This window comes from Aggregicoccus sp. 17bor-14 (assembly GCF_009659535.1).
Lineage (GTDB): Bacteria > Myxococcota > Myxococcia > Myxococcales > Myxococcaceae > Aggregicoccus.
Genome location: NZ_VJZZ01000008.1, coordinates 181,753 through 197,367, shown reverse-complemented (window position 1 = coordinate 197,367; position 15,615 = coordinate 181,753). Strand labels below are relative to the sequence as shown.

Here is a 15,615-nt window from a genome sequence, read left to right as displayed (position 1 = left end):
AAGCGGCCCAGACGCAAGAGCGCGAAGCCCCCGCCCGAACGCCCCCGTGCCACCGGACGGCGTGCGCGCAGCGCCACACCCCGCGCTGCCGCGGCCGCGCCCGGCGCCCTCCAGTACAAAGTCGTGGAGCTGTCCACGGTGGACGAGGGCGCGCTCGAGCGCACCCTCAACACCTGGACCGCCCAGGGCTGGAACCTGGACGGCGTGCAGTTCGCGATGCGCGAGTCCTCCAAGCGCCCCGCCATGGCCTTCGTCTTCTTCACCCGCGAGGGGCCCGCGGCCGAGCTGGAGGTGGCGGACACCGGCCGGGACGAGGCGCGCGGCCGGCTGCGCCGCCTCGCGGAGACCGGCTCTCCCACGCTCGCGGTGCTCGCGGATGCGCCCCTCAGCCCCATCCCTGCGCGCGTGGTGAGCGCCCACGAGCGGCTCGCGCAGCTCGCGGGGCTGGACGAGCCCGAGCCGCGCGAGGAGGGGCTCACGCTGGACCCGGGCGAGGCGGACTGGAGCCTGGGCGCGGACGGCGAGCTCGAGCTGGACCTTCCGCAGGCCTCCGACTCCGACGACGACTCCGACCCGGAGCGTGACGCGTGAGCGCGCGCCGCTCGCGTCCCGTCTTCGCCTCCCGGGGCGACGACGGCAGCGACAAGCCGCCCCTGCGGCTGGTGCCCGGCGGCTCTCCCTATCCCAAGGCCTCGCTGTTCCTGCGCGCCGGCGCGCGCCTGCTCGACGTGGCGGTGGCCTGGGGGCTGGGCGTGGCCTGCGGGGCGGCGGGGCCCATCGTGGCGCTGCTCTTCCTGCTGCTCGCGGACGGGATGCTGCAGGGGCAGAGCGTGGGGAAGAAGATCTTCGGCGTGAAGGTGATGCACGTGCCCACGCGCTCGGCCGCGCGCCACCGCGACAGCACCCTGCGCAACGCGCCGCTCGCGCTGGTGGTGCTGCTCGGGATGATGCCGGCGCCGCTCGGCATGGTGGCCTCCGCGGCCGCGCTCGCGGCAATTGGCGGCGTGGAGGCGTGGCGCGTGCTGCGCGATCCGCTCGGGCTGCGGCTCGGCGACGTGTGGGCGCAGACGCAGGTGGTGGACGGGAAGGTTGTGGCCGGCGCAACCGTTGCCGCTCGCAGCCCCGTGGCGCCCGTGCGCGCCTCCGGACGGGTCATGTCCGAGGCGCCGGAGCGGCGTGTCGAGGGGCGTTTCGAAGGACGTTTCCAGCAGTAGAGAAGGGGGCAGGGCCTTGCGCATCGCGCTGACGTACAACCTCAAGCTGTCCGATTCGGAAGAAGAGGCGGAGTTCGACACCCAGGAGACGGTGAACGCGCTCGGCGCCGCGATCGAGCGGTTGGGCCACCGCCTGGAGCGCTTCGAGGTGAGCGGGCCGGCGAGCCGCACGGTGGCGCGGCTCGAGGCCTACAGCCCGGACCTCATCTTCAACACCGCCGAGGGGCGCCGCGGCCGCTTCCGCGAGGCCTTCTACCCGGCGCTCTTCGACGAGCTGGGCTTCGCGTACACCGGCTCGGACGCGTACGCGCTCGCGGTCACGCTGGACAAGCAGCTCACCAAGCTCGTGCTGCAGAAGCACGGCATCCGCACGCCGGGCTGGCAGTACGTGGAGAAGCTCAGCGAGCTCAAGGCCGAGGACCTGCGCTTCCCGGTCATCGTGAAGCCCAACTTCGAGGGCTCCTCCAAGGGCATCACCCAGGACTCGGTCGCGGAGACCGTGGACCAGGTGCGCGAGAAGGTCGCGCAGGCGCTCGCCAAGTACCCGGCCGGCGTGCTGGTGGAGGAGTACATCACCGGGCGCGACCTCACCGTGCCCTTCCTCGCCGCGGTGGACAACGACTACGACGGCGTCCTCTGCCCCGTGGAGTACGTCATCGACCCCGCGGTGGTGTCCGGCCGGCGCTACGCCATCTACGACTACGAGCTGAAGACGCGCAGCGAGAAGGCGGTGAGCGTGCGCGCCCCGGCGCAGCTCTCCGAGCGCACCTCCGAGGACGTGCGCTCGATGGCCCAGAAGATCATCCAGCAGCTGGACTGCCGGGACCTCGGGCGCATCGACTTCCGGCTCTCGGACGCGGGCGTGCCCTACTTCCTGGAGATCAACGCGCTGCCCAGCCTGGAGCCGGGCGCGGGCATCTACGCGGCCGCGGAGCTCGAGGGGCTGCACTTCGACGCCGTCATCGGCTCGGTCATCCAGAGCGCCGCCAAGCGCAACAAGATCAAGGACTCGTCGCGCCGCTCGAGCAAGCCGGCGCGCAAGAGCGGCCCCTTGCGCGTGGGCTTCGCCTACAACGTGAAGCGCATCAAGCCCACCTGGGACGCGAGCGAGGACTCCGAGGCCGAGTACGACTCACCCACCACGCTGCAGGCCATCCGCGAGGCCATTGCCAGCTGGGGCCACGAGGTGGTGGACCTGGAGGCGACGAGCGAGCTGCCCAGCATCCTCGCGACCACGCCGGTGGACTTCGTGTTCAACATCTCCGAGGGCTTCAAGGGCCGCAACCGCGAGAGCCAGGTGCCCGCGATGCTCGAGCTGATGGACATCCCGTACACCGGGAGCGATCCGGCCACGCTCTCGCTCGCGCTGGACAAGGCGCTGGCGAAGAAGATCGTGCGCCAGGCGGGCATCCACACGCCCAACTTCCAGCTGATGACCACGGGCAAGGAGCGCCTGCTCAAGGAGTTCACCACCTTCCCGCTCATCGTGAAGCCGGTGGCCGAGGGCTCCTCCAAGGGCGTGGTGAGCAAGAGCGTCTGCTACAGCGAGGCGGAGCTGCGCGAGGTCGTGAAGGAGATGGTGGGCAAGTACAAGCAGCCCGCGCTCGTGGAGGAGTACATCTCCGGCCGCGAGTTCACCGTGGGCCTGCTCGGCGAGCGCCGCCCGCGCGTGCTGCCGCCCATGGAGATCGTCTTCCTGGACAAGGAGGAGAAGAACCCGGTCTACAGCTTCCAGCACAAGCTCGATTGGAACGACCGCATCCGCTACGACGTGCCGGCCAAGGTGGACCCCGCCACCATCGAGCGCCTGCGCTCGGCGGCGCGCGGCTCGTTCATGGCGCTGGGCTGCCGGGACGTGGCGCGCATCGACTTCCGCATGGACGAGAAGGGGCGCGTCTACTTCATCGAGTGCAACCCGCTGCCCGGCCTCACGCCGGACTGGAGCGACCTGGTGCTCATCGCCAAGGGCGCCGGCATGGACTACCGCGGCCTCATCGGCGAGATCATGGCGGGCGCCATCCGCCGCTACAAGGAGCGCGAGCAGCGCAAGGCGAGCGGCGAGGGCGCCCCCGCGAGCGCGGGCGCGAGCTTCGTCAAGCCGCAGGGCTCCGAGGAGAAGCCCGCGGTGCCCAGCCCGGGCGAGCCCCGGCTCGAGGTGAAGGCCTAGCGTTCAGGCGCGCGCGCGCCTAGGGTCGAGCACGCCATGCTCGAGAGCCCCGAAATGAACGAGCCGCGGGTGCGCGCCCGCGAGCTCGGCCTGCCGCTCGGCCGCTTCAAGCCGGGCAAGTACAACGCCATCACGGACGTGGACGGGGTGCTCGTCGGGCACACCACGCTCATCCAGGGCTCGGGGCCCCTGCGTCCGGGGCACGGCCCGGTGCGCACCGGCGTGACGGCGATCATGCCCAACCTGGGCAACATCTTCATGGACCGGATGAGCGCGGGCGGCTTCGTGCTCAACGGCGCCGGAGAGGTCTCCGGCATGACGCAGGTGATGGAGTGGGGCCTGCTCGAGACGCCCATCCTGCTCACCAACACCATGGCCGTGGGCGCGGTGAGCGACGCGGTGGCGCGCTACCTCGTCGAGCAGTACCCGGGCATCGGGGACGAGCACGACGTCATCATCCCTGTCGTGGGCGAGTGCGACGACAGCTGGCTCAACGACATCACCGGGCGCCACGTGCGCGACTCGCACGTGTTCGAGGCCATCCGCAACGCGAAGAGCGGCCCGGTGGCCGAGGGCGCGGTGGGCGGCGGCACCGGCATGGTGACGTGCGACTTCAAGGCCGGCATCGGCACCTCCTCGCGCAAGCTGCCCGAGGCGCTGGGCGGCTACACGCTGGGCGTCCTCGTGATGTCCAACTTCGGCAAGATGCACAACCTGCGCGTGGGCGGCCTGCCCATCGGCGAGGTGCTGGCCGAGAAGTTCAAGAACGCGCCGCGCCGCGGGCAGACCTACGGCTCCATCATCGCCGTGGTGGCCACGGACGCGCCCCTGCTGCCGCACCAGCTCAACCGCCTCTGCAAGCGCGTGGGGCTGGGCATCGGGCGGGTGGGCAGCTACGCGGCGCACGGCTCGGGGGAGATCGTGGTGGGCTTCAGCACCGCGAACATCATCCCGAGGCGCACCCAGAAGATGGTCTACAAGATGAAGATCCTCCTGGATCAGCGCCTGGACCCCCTCTACGAGGCGGTGATGGAGGCCACCGAGGAGGCCATCCTCAACTCCATGTGCATGGCGAGCCCCATGGTGGGCGCCAACGACAACTACTGCCAGGCACTCCCGCTCGCCGAGGTCCGCCGCTTCGTGGACGCGGTGAAGCCCGTCTTCGCCACGGTGAAGAAGCGGCCTGGGCAGTCGAGCGCTCCGGCGTCCAGGGAGCGGCCGAGCGACGTGGACAAGGAGGGGGACGTGACCGTCTCCAGCGCCCTGCCCACGGCCGTGCGGGGGGCGGAGGGCATCCCGTACCCCACCAAGCCCGCCCCCGGAGAAGCTGAGGGTTCCACTTCGGGTGGAAGTTCTGATACGTAGCCCAGCCTTTCGCAGCACCCGCCTTTTAGTCCTAGCCCGGAGAGCCCAGATGGCCCGTAGCAAGAGCAAGCACCGCCGCGTGCAGATGAAGATCAAGCAGGCGTGGAAGAAGCGCGCCAAGCGCCAGAAGGAGGCCGCCAAGGCCGAGGGCGCGACGAAGAAGAAGTAGCCGCGCGCCGTCCCCGTGCCCGCTCCCCGCGCTTCCGCCCTTATCCGGGCGGCTGGCCGTGAAGGGGCGGGTCACCGCGCAGCGCCGGGGCCCGTCCTGGGCCCCGGGCGCGTGCGGCAGCAGCTGTAGGCCCCTGTGGGTGATCCGGGCGGCCCTTTTTCCCCAAGCGTTGAGAAGTCGCGATCAGCGTGCGCGCGCCGGGTGGGGGACTTCCGCGCCCTGGGCACCGTCCGTAGGTTGGCTCCGTTCGGCGGGGAGTGGTGCGGGGTTGGGCCGACGGGGTGGGTGGGCGGTGACGGTGCTGGATGCCAGGCGGTGGTCGAACTACATCTTCGCGGGACTCTTCGTCCTCGCGCTGATTCTCTTCTCGCGCATCATCCTGCCGTTCTTGATGCCGGTGCTCTTGGGCGGCTTCCTGGTCGTCCTCTTCATCCCGCTCTACGACGGCATCTGCCAGCGCACGCGTCAGCGCCGGGAGCTCTCGGCGGCGCTCGCCACCACGGTGGTGTTCCTGCTCATCCTGGTGCCCATCGCGGCCATCGGCTGGATGGTGGCGCGCGAGCTGCTCGGGCTCGCGGACCAGGCGCAGGACCTGCTCGACCAGGTGGACCTGCGCCGCCAGTTCCTCACCAGCCTGCCGCGCGGCATCCGCCGCTACGTGCGCCTGGACCCCGAGGGCCAGCACATGGAGCGCCTGCTGAGCGCGGCCGCCGCCGCCGGCGCGAGCGTGCTCACGGAGGTGCTCCAGGAGGGCACCGAGCTCGTGGTGGACCTCTTCCTGATGACGGTCGCCATGTACTACTTCTTCCTCGATGGCCGCCGCCTCGTCGCCGAGGTCACGCGCCTGGTCCCCCTCGACCGCCGCTACATCTCCGCCTTCTGCCACGAGTTCACGGACGTGGCGTACGCCATCGTCTACGGCAACACCGTGACGGGCATCATCCAGGGCGCGCTCGGCTTCGTCGGGCTGCTCATCGCGAAGGTGCCGCACGCAGGCGTCTGGGGCGCGGCGATGGTGCTGGTCTCGCTCATCCCGGTGGGCGGCACCGGCCTCATCTGGGGGCCCATCGGCGTCATCCTCATCGTCACCGGCAAGGTGAGCGAGGGCGTGTTCCTGCTCGCCTGGGGCACCTTCCTGGTGGGCAGCATCGACAACGTGATCCGCCCCAAGCTGGTGGGCGCGCGCATGACGCTGCACCCGCTGCTGGTGTTCCTCTCCATGTTCGGCGGCCTCGCCGTGTTCGGGATGATGGGCCTGCTGGTGGGCCCGCTCATCGCGTCCATCTTCATGGCCATGGTGCGCATCTACCGCCGCGACTTCCTCGCCAAGGCGCAGCCGGTCATCGCCACGGCGCTGGACTACCCGCAGCCCTGAAGCGCGCGGTGCCTGGACTTCGCCCGCGGGGTGGGTGAACCTCGCGGGCCCTGATGAAGGCCTCGACCCCGCCCGAGATGCGCCGCCCCTGCAGGTCCCGGCCCGCCGCGCCCGCGTGGGGGGCCGCCGTGGCCGCCGCGCTGCTGCTCGCCGCGCCCGCAGCGCCCGCAGCGCCGCCCGAGCCCGCCCGGGCCGTTGCGGCCGAGGCCCCCGCGCCCGCGGCCTCTGCCCCGGTCTCCGACCCTGTCTCGCCGCCGCCGCCGGTGGCCACGCCGCCCGCGCCGGTGCATGGCCCGCGCGTGCGGGTGCGCCTCGGGGGAACGAGCAACTGGCGCAGCTACTGCGCGCGCCCCGGAGTGGGGCGCTGCGCCGACTTCGACTCGCGCCAGGACCCCGCGCTCGCGGGCACCAGCGTGGACCAGGCGGCCTCCGTGTACCTCGGCTTCGCGCTCGAGGCCGAGGTGCTGCCCTTCGCCGAGAAGCTTTCGTGGGTGAACGGGCTCGGGGCCTCGCTCGAGTACGCGCACGCCTTCAACCGGCTCGGCATCAACCGCACCTCCGGCAGCGCCTCCACGCCTACCGAGTCCATCACCGCGCAGGATCTGACCCTGGCGCTCGCGGCCCTCTACCGCTACCCGTTCACGCTCTGGGATCGCGGCCTGGGGCTGCCAGGCTACGTGGGCGTGCGCGCAGGGGCGCAGAGCCGCAGCTTCGCCCTCTCGGGCGAGGAGCACCTCGAGTTCAACACCCACCGGCTCTTTCCTGCGGTGGGCCTCGAGACACTGGTGCCGCTCGCACGCCGCGCGCAGCTGGAGGCGGGCGCCCAGTACTTCTTCTCGCCGGGCACCGGCCGCGGGCTGGGCAGCGCGGAGCAGCGCACGCTCGAGACGCGCAGCTTCGGAGACAGCGTGTCCTCCAGCGGCTGGTCCGCGCGCCTGGGGCTGAGCGGCGAGGTGTGGGGCCCCTTCGGCTACGTGGCGCGCGTGCAGCTCACCCGCTTTCGCGACCACTACAGCGGGGCGGGCACGCTGGCCGGCTGGGACGAGGGCGGCGTCGCGGAGGAGACCGTCACCTCCGCGTACTGGGCCGTCACCCTGCGCTACTGACGCGGGCCCGCCGGGCGCCTAGACCGAGATGAGCCCCTTGCGGATGCCCTCGGTCACCGCCTCGACGCGGTTGGTCACCTCGAGCTTGCGGTAGATGTGCTCCAGGTGCGTGCGGATGGTGGCCTTGGAGAGGCTCAGCAACCGCGCGGCCTCGCTGTTCGAAACGCCCTTCGCGATGAGCTGGAGGATCTCCCGCTCGCGGTCGCTGAGCGGCTTGAGCGGCTCCTCGTCCAGGCCCGCGGCCGGCTCCGCGGCGGTGCGGGGGGCGGCGTCCGGCTCGATGCGGAAGTGGCGCAGCAGGCGCCGCGCGAGGTTCGGCTGGATGACCGTGCCCCCGGCGCTGACCTCCTTGATCGCCTCGACGATCTTGTCCGCGGGCGTGCCCTTGAGCAGGTAGCCGGAGGCCCCGGCCTTCACGGCCTCGAGCACGCGGTCCTCCTCGTCGAAGATGGTGAAGATGAGGATCTCGATGCGCGGGTGCTGGGCCTTCACGTGGCGCGTCACGTCGATGCCGCTCATGCGCGGCAGGCCCAGGTCCAGCAGCAGCACGTCGGGCCGCGCGCGCTCCACCTGCTCGAGCGCGCTCTCGCCCGAGAGCGCCGTGCCCACGATCTCGAGGTCCGGGCTCGCCTCGAGCAGGCGCAGCTGGTTCTTCAGGATGCGGGTCTGGTCCTCCACCACGAACACGCGGATGGGGGCGCTGGGCTGCTGCTCGGCGAGAGTGTCCAAGGGGGCGCTCCGTCTTTCAGGCAGGTGAGGGCAGGGTCAGGTGCACGCGGGTGCCGGCGCCGGGCGCCGAGTCCACCGCGAGCGCGCCGCCGATCTGCATCGCGCGCTCGTGCATGTTGAGCAGGCCGTAATGTCCGCGCGGCGTGCGGCCCGGCTCGAAGCCCTGGCCGTCGTCCTCCACGCGCAGCTCCACCCGGCCCGCGCCGAAGGCGAGCTGCACCCGCACGCACACCGAGGCGCTTCCCGCGTGCTTCGCCGCGTTGGTGAGGCACTCCTGCAGCACGCGGAACAGGGCCAGCTGCACGTCCGGAGCGAGCCGCTCGGTGGCGCCGCTGCGCTCGAAGCGCACGTCCAGCTGCGTGCGCTCGCGGAAGGTCTTCACGTAGTCCTCGAGCCCCTGCGCGAGCTCGAAGTCCTCGCGCATCAGCTGCAGGTTGCGCCGCAGCTCCTCGATGGCCTCCTCCGCGCCGCTCTTCAGCTCGCGGATCTCCTGGCGCAGCGGCTCCTCGCGCGCGAGCCCCAACATGTACTCGGACTGGATGATGAGCGTGGAGAGCGAGGCGCCCAGCCCGTCGTGGATCTCGCGCGCGAGCCGGTTGCGCTCCTCCACCACCGCGAGCTCCTTGAGGTCGCCCTGCAGCTCCACCACCTCGCGGTGCGCCGCGGCCTCGCGCTCGTTCAGGTACACGACCACGTAGACGATGATGAAGTTGAGCGCCGAGTACCACAGCAGGGTGAGCAGCTCGATCGCCGTCACCGCGCGGTCCAGCAACAGGTCCAGGCGCGTGGTCACCGGCAGCGCGAGCAGCGGCGGGAGGATCGCGAGCGGGCGCGGGAAGAGGATCGCGAAGAGCGTGGTGAAGAGCAGCTGCGTGGCGAGCAGCGGGCTCTGCAGGCCGCCGCCCACCTGCGGCTTGGCGATGAGGAACACCATGATCAGCAGGTCCCAGCACAGGGTCACGTAGGTGACCCAGCGCCCGGCCCGCGGCAGATCGATGACGAGGAAGTTCGCGACGCTGTAGAGCAGCATCGCGAAGTAGCCCGCGAAGGCGTAGGGCCCGGTGAGCCCGAAGTACAGCGACCACGTGGGCACCGCGAGGATCAGCAGGCCCAGCGTGAGGAACATCATCCGCGCGTAGAACAGCGCCTGCGCGCGCGCCACGAAGCGGTCCTGCTCCCACGAGGCCTGCGCCTGCTGCGCGGAGACGCGGTCGGTGAGCCGCCGCCGCTCGAGCACCTCGCGCACGCGCGCGCGAAGGCCATCCGGGTGCTGCGACGCGAGCGTGAAGGAGGGCGTGTCCACGGCACCGCGATTGTGCGGGGACCCCGCACCCGCTGACCAGCCCCCTCCCGGTGAATAACGCGTGCCGCTGCGGCGCGGCACACGGCCCTGCGGGAAATCTACCGCGCTACTGCGGACACGCGCTCTTCGCGTCCGGCTTGCGCGCGAAAACGTACTCGAGCCGGTCGGTGCTCTGACCGGTGCTCTCGTCGAAGAGCGGCGAGCCGCCGGCGTACACCGTGCCGCGCGGGTTGCCGTAGCGATCGAGCTGGTGGCTCGCGAGCCAGCGGTCCACGCAGGCCTCGCGCGCGCTGCTCGCGCTGCCGCTGCCGGCATCGGTCGCGCCGCTCGCAGTGCTCGCGCTGCCCGCCGTCCCCGCGTCGCGCGTGGCCTTCTGCGCGGCCTGCTTCAGCCCGCCCGTCATCGCGCTGTTGCCCGCATCGGTCGAGGCCGTGGCGGCACCGGCGGCCGCGGTGGCGCTGCCCTCGAACGCGGTGCCGCCGTCCGCCCCCTCGGTGGCCACGGCCTGCGGGGCACCCGCGTCCTCGGGCGCCGAGAGGCTGGCGCTGGAGGAGCCGGTGCTCGCGGTGGGAGCGGCGTCGGGACGCTCGGGGGACTCCACGCCCTTCTTCGGGCAACCGGCGAGCAGGAGGACGGAGGCGGAAAAGGCGAGCGCGTGGCGCAGGTTTTTCATATGTCCTGAGGGGTAGGGCGGGTGCATGACGGGCATGGGGCTCGGAAGCACTGACTCGTCGGCGCGCAGGATATTCGGCTGCGGCCGCCGGACCAGCCCCTGTCGCCTCACGATGTCCGGTCCACTCCCTTCTCCCGCCTCTCCCGCCCCGGGGCCTGCCGCCGGCGCGCGCCGCGTGCGGGCGCTGGAAGAGGCGCGCGTGCTGGTGGTCGGCGCGGGCGGGCTGGGCTGCCCCGCGAGCCTCGCGCTCGCGCGCGCCGGCCTGTGCCACCTCACGCTCGTGGACCCCGACCGCGTGGACGTGACCAACCTGCACCGCCAGCTGTGGCACCGCGGCGCGGACGTGGGCCGCTGGAAGGTGGACAGCGCCGCGGAGGGGCTCGCGCGCGCCTTCCCCGCGCTGCAGGTGGAGCGGCAGGTGGCGCGCGTGGATGCCTCCAACGCGCCCGCGCTCTTCGCCGCGCACGACGTGGTGCTGGACGCCACGGACGGCACCGCCACGAAGTTCCTCCTCTCGGACCTGGCCAAGGCCACGCGCGTGCCCCTTGTGTACGCGGGCGTGCTGCGCATGCAGGGGCAGGCGATGCGCATCGAGCCGGAGGGCCCCTGCCTTCGCTGCCTCTTCGAGGAGCCACCGGATCCGGAGGCGGTGCCCACCTGTGCGCAGGCCGGCGTGCTCGGCGCGATGGCGGGCTGGGTGGGGGCGCTGCAGGCGCAGCTCGCGCTCGAGTCGCTCGCGGGCGCGGAGGTGGGCCCGGCCGCAGCGCTGCACGTGCTAGACGGAGCGCAGCTGCGCAGCCGCACGCTTCGGGTGGAGCGGGTGGCCGGCTGCCCGGGCTGTGCCGGCACTGCCTCGGGCGTGCCGTGGGAGGAGCTGAGATGCCAGAGGTGAAGGCCACGCTCGACATCACCCGCGAGGTGTGCCCAATGACCTACGTGCGCACGAAGCTGCGGCTCGAGACGCTCGCGCCCGGGGAGTTGCTCGAGGTGCTGCTCACCGGCGACGAGCCCCTTCGCAACGTGCCGCGCAGCGCGCGCGAGGAGGGGCACGAGGTGCTCGGGCTGGAGCGCCTGCCCTCCGGAACGCATCGCCTCCTCATCCGCAAGCAGGGAGGGGCGTGAGATGGCGACCGTGAAGATCCCCACCTCCCTGCGCAGCCTCGCGGGCGAGCGCGCGGAGCTGCGCGTGCCGGGCGCGACCCTGCGCGACGTGCTGAGCGCCCTCTCGGCCGAGCACCCGGCGCTGGGCGCGCGGCTGCTGGACGCGCAGGGCCGCGTGCGCCGCTACGTGAACGTCTTCGTGAACGACGAGGACGCGCGCTTCCTGCAGGAGCTGGACACGCCGGTCGCCGACGCGGACCGGGTCACGCTGGTGCCCGCGATGGCGGGAGGGTAGGCACGGCATGGCGCTGCGGGAGGAGCAGATCCAGCGCTACTCGCGGCAGATCCTCCTGCGCGAGGTGGGCGGGCGCGGCCAGGAGGCGCTGCTCGACGGCGGGGTGCGCGTGGACGTGGCGGAGACGGCCGGCTGCACCGCGGCGGCCTACCTCGCCGCGGCGGGCTCTCCGCTCGAGGCCTCGGCGCGCGCGCTCGGCCCCGGGGCGCCCGGCTTCCTCGCGCCGGCCTCCGCCGTGGGCGAGAGCGCCGCGGAGCTGCTCGCGCGCGAGCTCCCGGACTTCAACCCCGATGCCGTGCCCACGGCGCCGCCTCGCGCGCAGCTCGCCGAGCTGCCGGCGCACTTCGAGGGGCCCGCTCCCTGGGTCGCGCTGGGTGCCCGGGGAGGGCAGGGCGCGGTGCTCTTCCGGGGCCCCACGGCGTGCGCGGGCTGCTTTGCGCGCGCGGCGGAGGCGCTCGCCGCGCCGCCGGGCGGAGCGCTCGGGGTCGCGCTCGGCGCGCTCGGAGCACTGCTGCTCGAGCGGCTCGTGCTGGGGCAGGGGCCTGCCGCAGGGCTGCTGCTGCTCGAGGCGCCAGGCGTGCTGCGCCCGGGTGCACTGCCCGTCTGCGAGCGCTGCGCGTGAGCCGCGTGCCGTACGCGCCTGCGCTGCTCGCAGAGATCTGCCGCCTGCTCGAGCGCGCCTACCCCGAAGAGGGCTGCGGCGTGGTGCTCGAGGGGTCGGAGGACCTGCGCGCCACGGCGCTGCGCAACGCGGCGGCGGGAGACCCGCGGCTCGGGTTCGCCTTCGAGCCGGGAGAGTGGCTCGCGCTGTGCCGGGCCGCGGACGCGCGGGGGGAGCGGGTGGCGTGCGTGTTCCACTCCCACCCGGACGGGGCCGCCTCGCTGTCGGCGGCGGACCGGGCGGCGGCCGCCCCGGGCGGGCAGGCCCTGCTGCCAGGCACCCTCCAGCTGGTGGTCGCGGTGAACGCGGGCCGGGCAGGGGAGCTGCGGGCCTGGCGTTTCGAGGATGGGGATTTCAGGGAAGCCTGGCGCACTGCGGCGCCGTGAAACATCCCTGTAGCAAGTCGTTTCGGAAGCTTGGCCGCTCGCCCCTCACTCCGGGGAAAGCCGGGCCCAAATTGTCAAGTGCCCCTGTTTTCGTGTAGAAAGCGCCAGCTTCTGGATCAGCCGTGCCCTTTCCGCGGGCGTTCGATTCGGCGCTTTGACGCAGGGAGTTCAGACCCTTATGGCCCAGCAAAACGGATTTACCCTTTGGCTTACCGGCATGTCCGCCTCCGGCAAGAGCACCATGGCTGCCTACATCGCGGCCAGGCTCCGGCAGGTGGGCCGGAACGTGGAGATCCTCGACGAGGGCGAGGTGGCAGACGAGCTCTGGAAGGGCGCGGGCGACTCCAAGGAGGAGCGCAACATGTCCGTCCGCCGGCTCGGCTACGTGGCGGGCCTGCTCACGCGCAACAACGTGGCGGCGCTGGTGGCCGCGGTGAGCCCCTACAAGCAGAGCCGCGAGGAGAACCGCCGGGCGATCGGGCGCTACGTGGAGGTCTACGTGGACTGCCCCACCGAGAAGCTCATCCAGCGCGACACCACGGGCAAGTACAAGAAGGCCCTCTCCGGTGAGATCCCCAACTTCATCGGCATCACCGAGCCCTACGAGCCGCCCACCTCTCCCGAGGTCACCATGCGCTCGGACCAGGAGACGGTGGAGGAGGGGGCGCTGCGCATCTTCCAGTCCCTGCTCGACCTGGGCTACGTGACGGCCGAGGACCTGAAGGTCATCACCGGCAAGAAGATGAAGGCCAACCCGCTGCCCGCGAAGAAGAACGCGCGCCGCGAGGAGCCCAAGGCCCCCAAGGCGGACAAGGGCGTGAAGGCCCGCCCCGCCACCCGCGCCGCGCGCGTGGGCAAGCCTGCGGCCAAGAAGGCGCCGGCGGCGCCCAAGCGCAAGGCCCGCTAAAAAAGGCTCTCCCCCGGGCGCTCCCCGGGTTAGAGGTCCCTGCAGTCCCGCACGCCCCGGACGCCGTCTCCGGGGCGTTGCCGTTTGGAGCCCGCCCCATGCTGAACGCCGAGCAGATCCAGTCCCTGTGCGAGGCCTCGCGCCCCAAGCTCGAGCAGATGCGCGCCTCCCTGCGGGCCCAGGGCTCCGCGCTCGTGGCCTTCTCGGGCGGCGTGGACTCCACCTTCGTGCTGAAGATCGCCGTGGAGGAGCTGGGCGAGCGCGCCCTCGCGCTGACCTCGGTGTCCTCGTCCCTCGCGCCCGAGGAGGCCCAGGAGGCGCGCGCGCTCGCCGAGCGCATCGGGGCGCGCCACCTGCTCGTGGCCAACGACGAGCTGAACAACGCGCAGTACGCCGCGAATCCAACCAACCGCTGCTACTTCTGCAAGACCGAGCTCTACGCGCTCTGCGAGAAGAAGCGCCAGGAGCTGGGGCTCGCCGTGGTGCTGGACGGCTTCAACGCGGACGACTTCAAGGATCACCGCCCCGGGCACAAGGCCGCGCAGGAGCACCGCGTGCAGAGCCCGCTCGCGGCCGCGGGCCTCACCAAGGCGGAGATCCGCGCCTGGAGCCACGCCCTGCAGCTGCCCACCTGGGACAAGCCGCAGATGGCCTGCCTCGCCTCGCGCATCCCCTACGGCACCGCCGTCACGCGCGACCGGCTCCTGCAGATCGCCGGCGCCGAGTCCGTGCTGCGCGAGCGGGGCTTCCGCACCTTCCGCGTGCGCTACCACCAGGAGGTGGCGCGCATCGAGCTCGCCGCCGAGGAGCACGAGCGCTTCCTCTCGCCCGCGCTGCGCCTCGAGGTGGACCGCGCGCTCAAGGCGCTGGGCTTCAAGTTCGTCGCGCTGGACCTCGAGCCCTTCCGCTCGGGCCGCCTCAACGAGGCCGCGGGCATCGCCGTGCACTCCGCGGGCTCCCCGGAAGCCTCCGGGAACGCCCCCGAGCGCGTGCCGCTGCCGGTGCTCGGCTGATCGCGGCGCACGTGCCGTTCAGAAGGTGATTTTCTTGCCGAGAGACAGTTCCGTGGCAATGTGTGCGCACCTGTAGGAGGTCGCACACACATGGACAGCACCCCCCGCCTCACCTCTGTGGTCTTCCGGCTCCAGCGCGAGAAGCTCGACACGCTCAAGGATCTCTCCCGCTCCACGCGCATCCGCCAGAGCGAGTACCTGCGCGAGGCGATCTCGGACCTGCTGGAGAAGTACGAGGACCGCCTCGTCGACTGACGAGCGCTGATGCGCCGGGCCGCCCTCAGGTGAAGGGCGGCCCCTCCGGCAGTCCCGGAGGGCAGGCGCGCTCGGCGGCGGAGAAGGGATCCAGCTCCGCCGGATAGCGCACCTCCCAGAGCACGAGCCCGTGTCCCGGCGCCTTGAGCCCGGGGACGGGCTCGGCGCGCATCAGGGCTCCCTCCCACGCGGCTTCGTCCAGCACGCCCGCGGCCGCGAGCAGCGCGGAGCCCACGAGGTAGCGGACCTGATAGCGCGCGAAGCTGTCGCCGCGCAGCCGCGCTTCGTAGAGCCCCCCACCCAGCGCGACGAGCTCGGCGCGCTCCAGCGTGCGCGGCTTCTGCGGGCTCGAGCGCTCGTGGAAGGCGAGGAAGTCGCGCGTGCCCACCGCCTGCGCGAGCCTGCGCGCGAGCCTCTCCGCAGAGAGCTCGCGCCCCGCGAGCCGCGGCTCCTCGCGCGCGCTCCAGCAGGCGCCGGCCCACGCGGGCGAGGCCGCGCCCTCGAGCTGCACCCGGTAGCGGTACTCCTTTCCCGAGGCGCTCCACTGGGCATGGAAGGAGGGCGCGGGCCTGCGCGCGGCGCACAGCCCCACGAGCCCCTGGGGCAGCTCGGGCGCGAGCCGCGCCGCGAGCGCCTCCGCGCTGTCCCCCGGCGGCAGGCGCACGCTCACCACCTGCATGCGCGCGTGCACGCCGCGGTCGGTGCGCCCGCTGGGCATCACCGTGCTCGGGACGCCGGCGCGCGCGAGCGCCGCCTCCAGCGCCTCCTGCACGGTGGGCCCCTCGGGCTGACGCTGGAAGCCGCGGAAGGGGCCTCCGCGGTACCAGATCCACAGGGCGGCAGGTGTGCGCTTCACGGAGAGCGAAGAAAAGGCAGGGGAAGGGGAGCAGGCCACA

19 protein-coding genes are annotated in these 15,615 nt (G+C 72.4%); 15 read left to right on the top strand and 4 right to left on the bottom strand.

From position 1 onward, the window contains the following. Positions 1-123 precede the first annotated feature (123 nt). The 7 genes from FGE12_RS16970 (at position 124) to FGE12_RS16940 (ending at position 7,396) form a co-directional block, all read left to right on the top strand. A complete protein-coding gene (locus FGE12_RS16970) occupies positions 124-591 on the top strand; it encodes a hypothetical protein (protein ID WP_228530860.1) in 468 nt (155 codons plus the stop codon). Further along, positions 588-1,214, top strand: a complete 627-nt coding sequence (locus FGE12_RS16965; protein WP_194797961.1) for an RDD family protein — start codon at positions 588-590, stop codon at positions 1,212-1,214. Before FGE12_RS16970 ends, FGE12_RS16965 begins: the two co-directional genes overlap by 4 nt. Before the next feature lie 16 nt (positions 1,215-1,230). Next, the gene (locus tag FGE12_RS16960) at positions 1,231-3,381 is read left to right on the top strand and encodes an ATP-grasp domain-containing protein (protein ID WP_153867524.1); all 2,151 of its coding nucleotides are present in this window, start codon (positions 1,231-1,233) and stop codon (positions 3,379-3,381) included. Positions 3,382-3,417: 36 nt separating this feature from the next. Continuing rightward, complete coding sequence (locus FGE12_RS16955) at positions 3,418-4,746, top strand: P1 family peptidase (RefSeq protein WP_153867523.1); 1,329 nt, start codon at positions 3,418-3,420, stop codon at positions 4,744-4,746. 49 nt (positions 4,747-4,795) lie between these two features. Then, positions 4,796-4,915: an aminopeptidase gene (locus FGE12_RS16950; RefSeq protein ID WP_153867522.1), complete on the top strand. Its 120-nt coding sequence runs from the start codon at positions 4,796-4,798 to the stop codon at positions 4,913-4,915. A 298-nt stretch (positions 4,916-5,213) separates the two neighbouring features. Next, entirely contained in the window at positions 5,214-6,290 is a 1,077-nt protein-coding gene (locus tag FGE12_RS16945) for an AI-2E family transporter (protein WP_194797995.1), read from the top strand. 128 nt (positions 6,291-6,418) lie between these two features. After that, positions 6,419-7,396 (top strand): hypothetical protein, encoded by a 978-nt coding sequence (locus FGE12_RS16940; protein ID WP_153867520.1) that lies wholly within the window; start codon positions 6,419-6,421, stop codon positions 7,394-7,396. An 18-nt stretch (positions 7,397-7,414) separates the two neighbouring features. Here FGE12_RS16940 and FGE12_RS16935 read toward each other — a convergent pair whose 3' ends face one another. The 3 genes from FGE12_RS16935 to FGE12_RS16925 form a co-directional block, all read right to left on the bottom strand. Continuing rightward, the gene (locus tag FGE12_RS16935) at positions 7,415-8,125 is read right to left on the bottom strand and encodes a response regulator transcription factor (RefSeq protein ID WP_194797960.1); all 711 of its coding nucleotides are present in this window, start codon (positions 8,123-8,125) and stop codon (positions 7,415-7,417) included. A 16-nt stretch (positions 8,126-8,141) separates the two neighbouring features. Next, positions 8,142-9,428 (bottom strand): sensor histidine kinase, encoded by a 1,287-nt coding sequence (locus FGE12_RS16930; protein ID WP_194797959.1) that lies wholly within the window; start codon positions 9,426-9,428, stop codon positions 8,142-8,144. A 106-nt stretch (positions 9,429-9,534) separates the two neighbouring features. Beyond that, positions 9,535-10,101: a hypothetical protein gene (locus FGE12_RS16925; protein WP_153867518.1), complete on the bottom strand. Its 567-nt coding sequence runs from the start codon at positions 10,099-10,101 to the stop codon at positions 9,535-9,537. Positions 10,102-10,276: 175 nt separating this feature from the next. Here FGE12_RS16925 and FGE12_RS16920 point away from each other — a divergent pair, with 175 nt between their 5' ends. From FGE12_RS16920 to FGE12_RS16885, 8 genes are all read left to right on the top strand, one after another. Then, a complete protein-coding gene (locus FGE12_RS16920) occupies positions 10,277-10,993 on the top strand; it encodes a ThiF family adenylyltransferase (protein ID WP_370459034.1) in 717 nt (238 codons plus the stop codon). Then, entirely contained in the window at positions 10,981-11,223 is a 243-nt protein-coding gene (locus tag FGE12_RS16915; protein WP_153867516.1) for a sulfurtransferase TusA family protein, read from the top strand. The genes FGE12_RS16920 and FGE12_RS16915 overlap by 13 nt, the downstream gene beginning before the upstream one ends. 1 nt (position 11,224) lies before the next feature. Beyond that, positions 11,225-11,497, top strand: a complete 273-nt coding sequence (locus tag FGE12_RS16910) for a ubiquitin-like small modifier protein 1 (RefSeq protein WP_153867515.1) — start codon at positions 11,225-11,227, stop codon at positions 11,495-11,497. A gap of 7 nt (positions 11,498-11,504) precedes the next feature. Beyond that, entirely contained in the window at positions 11,505-12,119 is a 615-nt protein-coding gene (locus tag FGE12_RS16905; RefSeq protein ID WP_153867514.1) for a ThiF family adenylyltransferase, read from the top strand. Further along, positions 12,116-12,544, top strand: a complete 429-nt coding sequence (locus FGE12_RS16900) for a Mov34/MPN/PAD-1 family protein (RefSeq protein ID WP_194797958.1) — start codon at positions 12,116-12,118, stop codon at positions 12,542-12,544. The genes FGE12_RS16905 and FGE12_RS16900 overlap by 4 nt, the downstream gene beginning before the upstream one ends. Positions 12,545-12,698: 154 nt before the next feature. Beyond that, a complete protein-coding gene (gene cysC / locus FGE12_RS16895; protein ID WP_228530859.1) occupies positions 12,699-13,451 on the top strand; it encodes an adenylyl-sulfate kinase in 753 nt (250 codons plus the stop codon). A gap of 98 nt (positions 13,452-13,549) precedes the next feature. Further along, complete coding sequence (larE, locus tag FGE12_RS16890) at positions 13,550-14,464, top strand: ATP-dependent sacrificial sulfur transferase LarE (protein WP_153867512.1); 915 nt, start codon at positions 13,550-13,552, stop codon at positions 14,462-14,464. Between the two features lie 90 nt (positions 14,465-14,554). After that, the gene (locus FGE12_RS16885; RefSeq protein ID WP_153867511.1) at positions 14,555-14,719 is read left to right on the top strand and encodes a ribbon-helix-helix domain-containing protein; all 165 of its coding nucleotides are present in this window, start codon (positions 14,555-14,557) and stop codon (positions 14,717-14,719) included. A 25-nt stretch (positions 14,720-14,744) separates the two neighbouring features. Here the strand turns inward: FGE12_RS16885 and FGE12_RS16880 are convergent, their stop codons facing one another. Then, entirely contained in the window at positions 14,745-15,575 is an 831-nt protein-coding gene (locus tag FGE12_RS16880; RefSeq protein WP_370459033.1) for a tRNA pseudouridine(38-40) synthase TruA, read from the bottom strand. Between the last annotated feature and the right edge of the window lie 40 nt (positions 15,576-15,615).

Coding starts and splice junctions, on each gene's coding strand:
- larE (WP_153867512.1), top strand. CDS start 13,550: ATGCTGAACGCCGAGCAGATCCAGTCCCTGTGCGAGGCCTCGCGCCCC.
- FGE12_RS16885 (WP_153867511.1), top strand. CDS start 14,555: ATGGACAGCACCCCCCGCCTCACCTCTGTGGTCTTCCGGCTCCAGCGC.
- FGE12_RS16925 (WP_153867518.1), bottom strand. CDS start 10,101: ATGAAAAACCTGCGCCACGCGCTCGCCTTTTCCGCCTCCGTCCTCCTG.
- FGE12_RS16910 (WP_153867515.1), top strand. CDS start 11,225: ATGGCGACCGTGAAGATCCCCACCTCCCTGCGCAGCCTCGCGGGCGAG.
- FGE12_RS16905 (WP_153867514.1), top strand. CDS start 11,505: ATGGCGCTGCGGGAGGAGCAGATCCAGCGCTACTCGCGGCAGATCCTC.
- FGE12_RS16915 (WP_153867516.1), top strand. CDS start 10,981: ATGCCAGAGGTGAAGGCCACGCTCGACATCACCCGCGAGGTGTGCCCA.
- FGE12_RS16950 (WP_153867522.1), top strand. CDS start 4,796: ATGGCCCGTAGCAAGAGCAAGCACCGCCGCGTGCAGATGAAGATCAAG.
- FGE12_RS16955 (WP_153867523.1), top strand. CDS start 3,418: ATGCTCGAGAGCCCCGAAATGAACGAGCCGCGGGTGCGCGCCCGCGAG.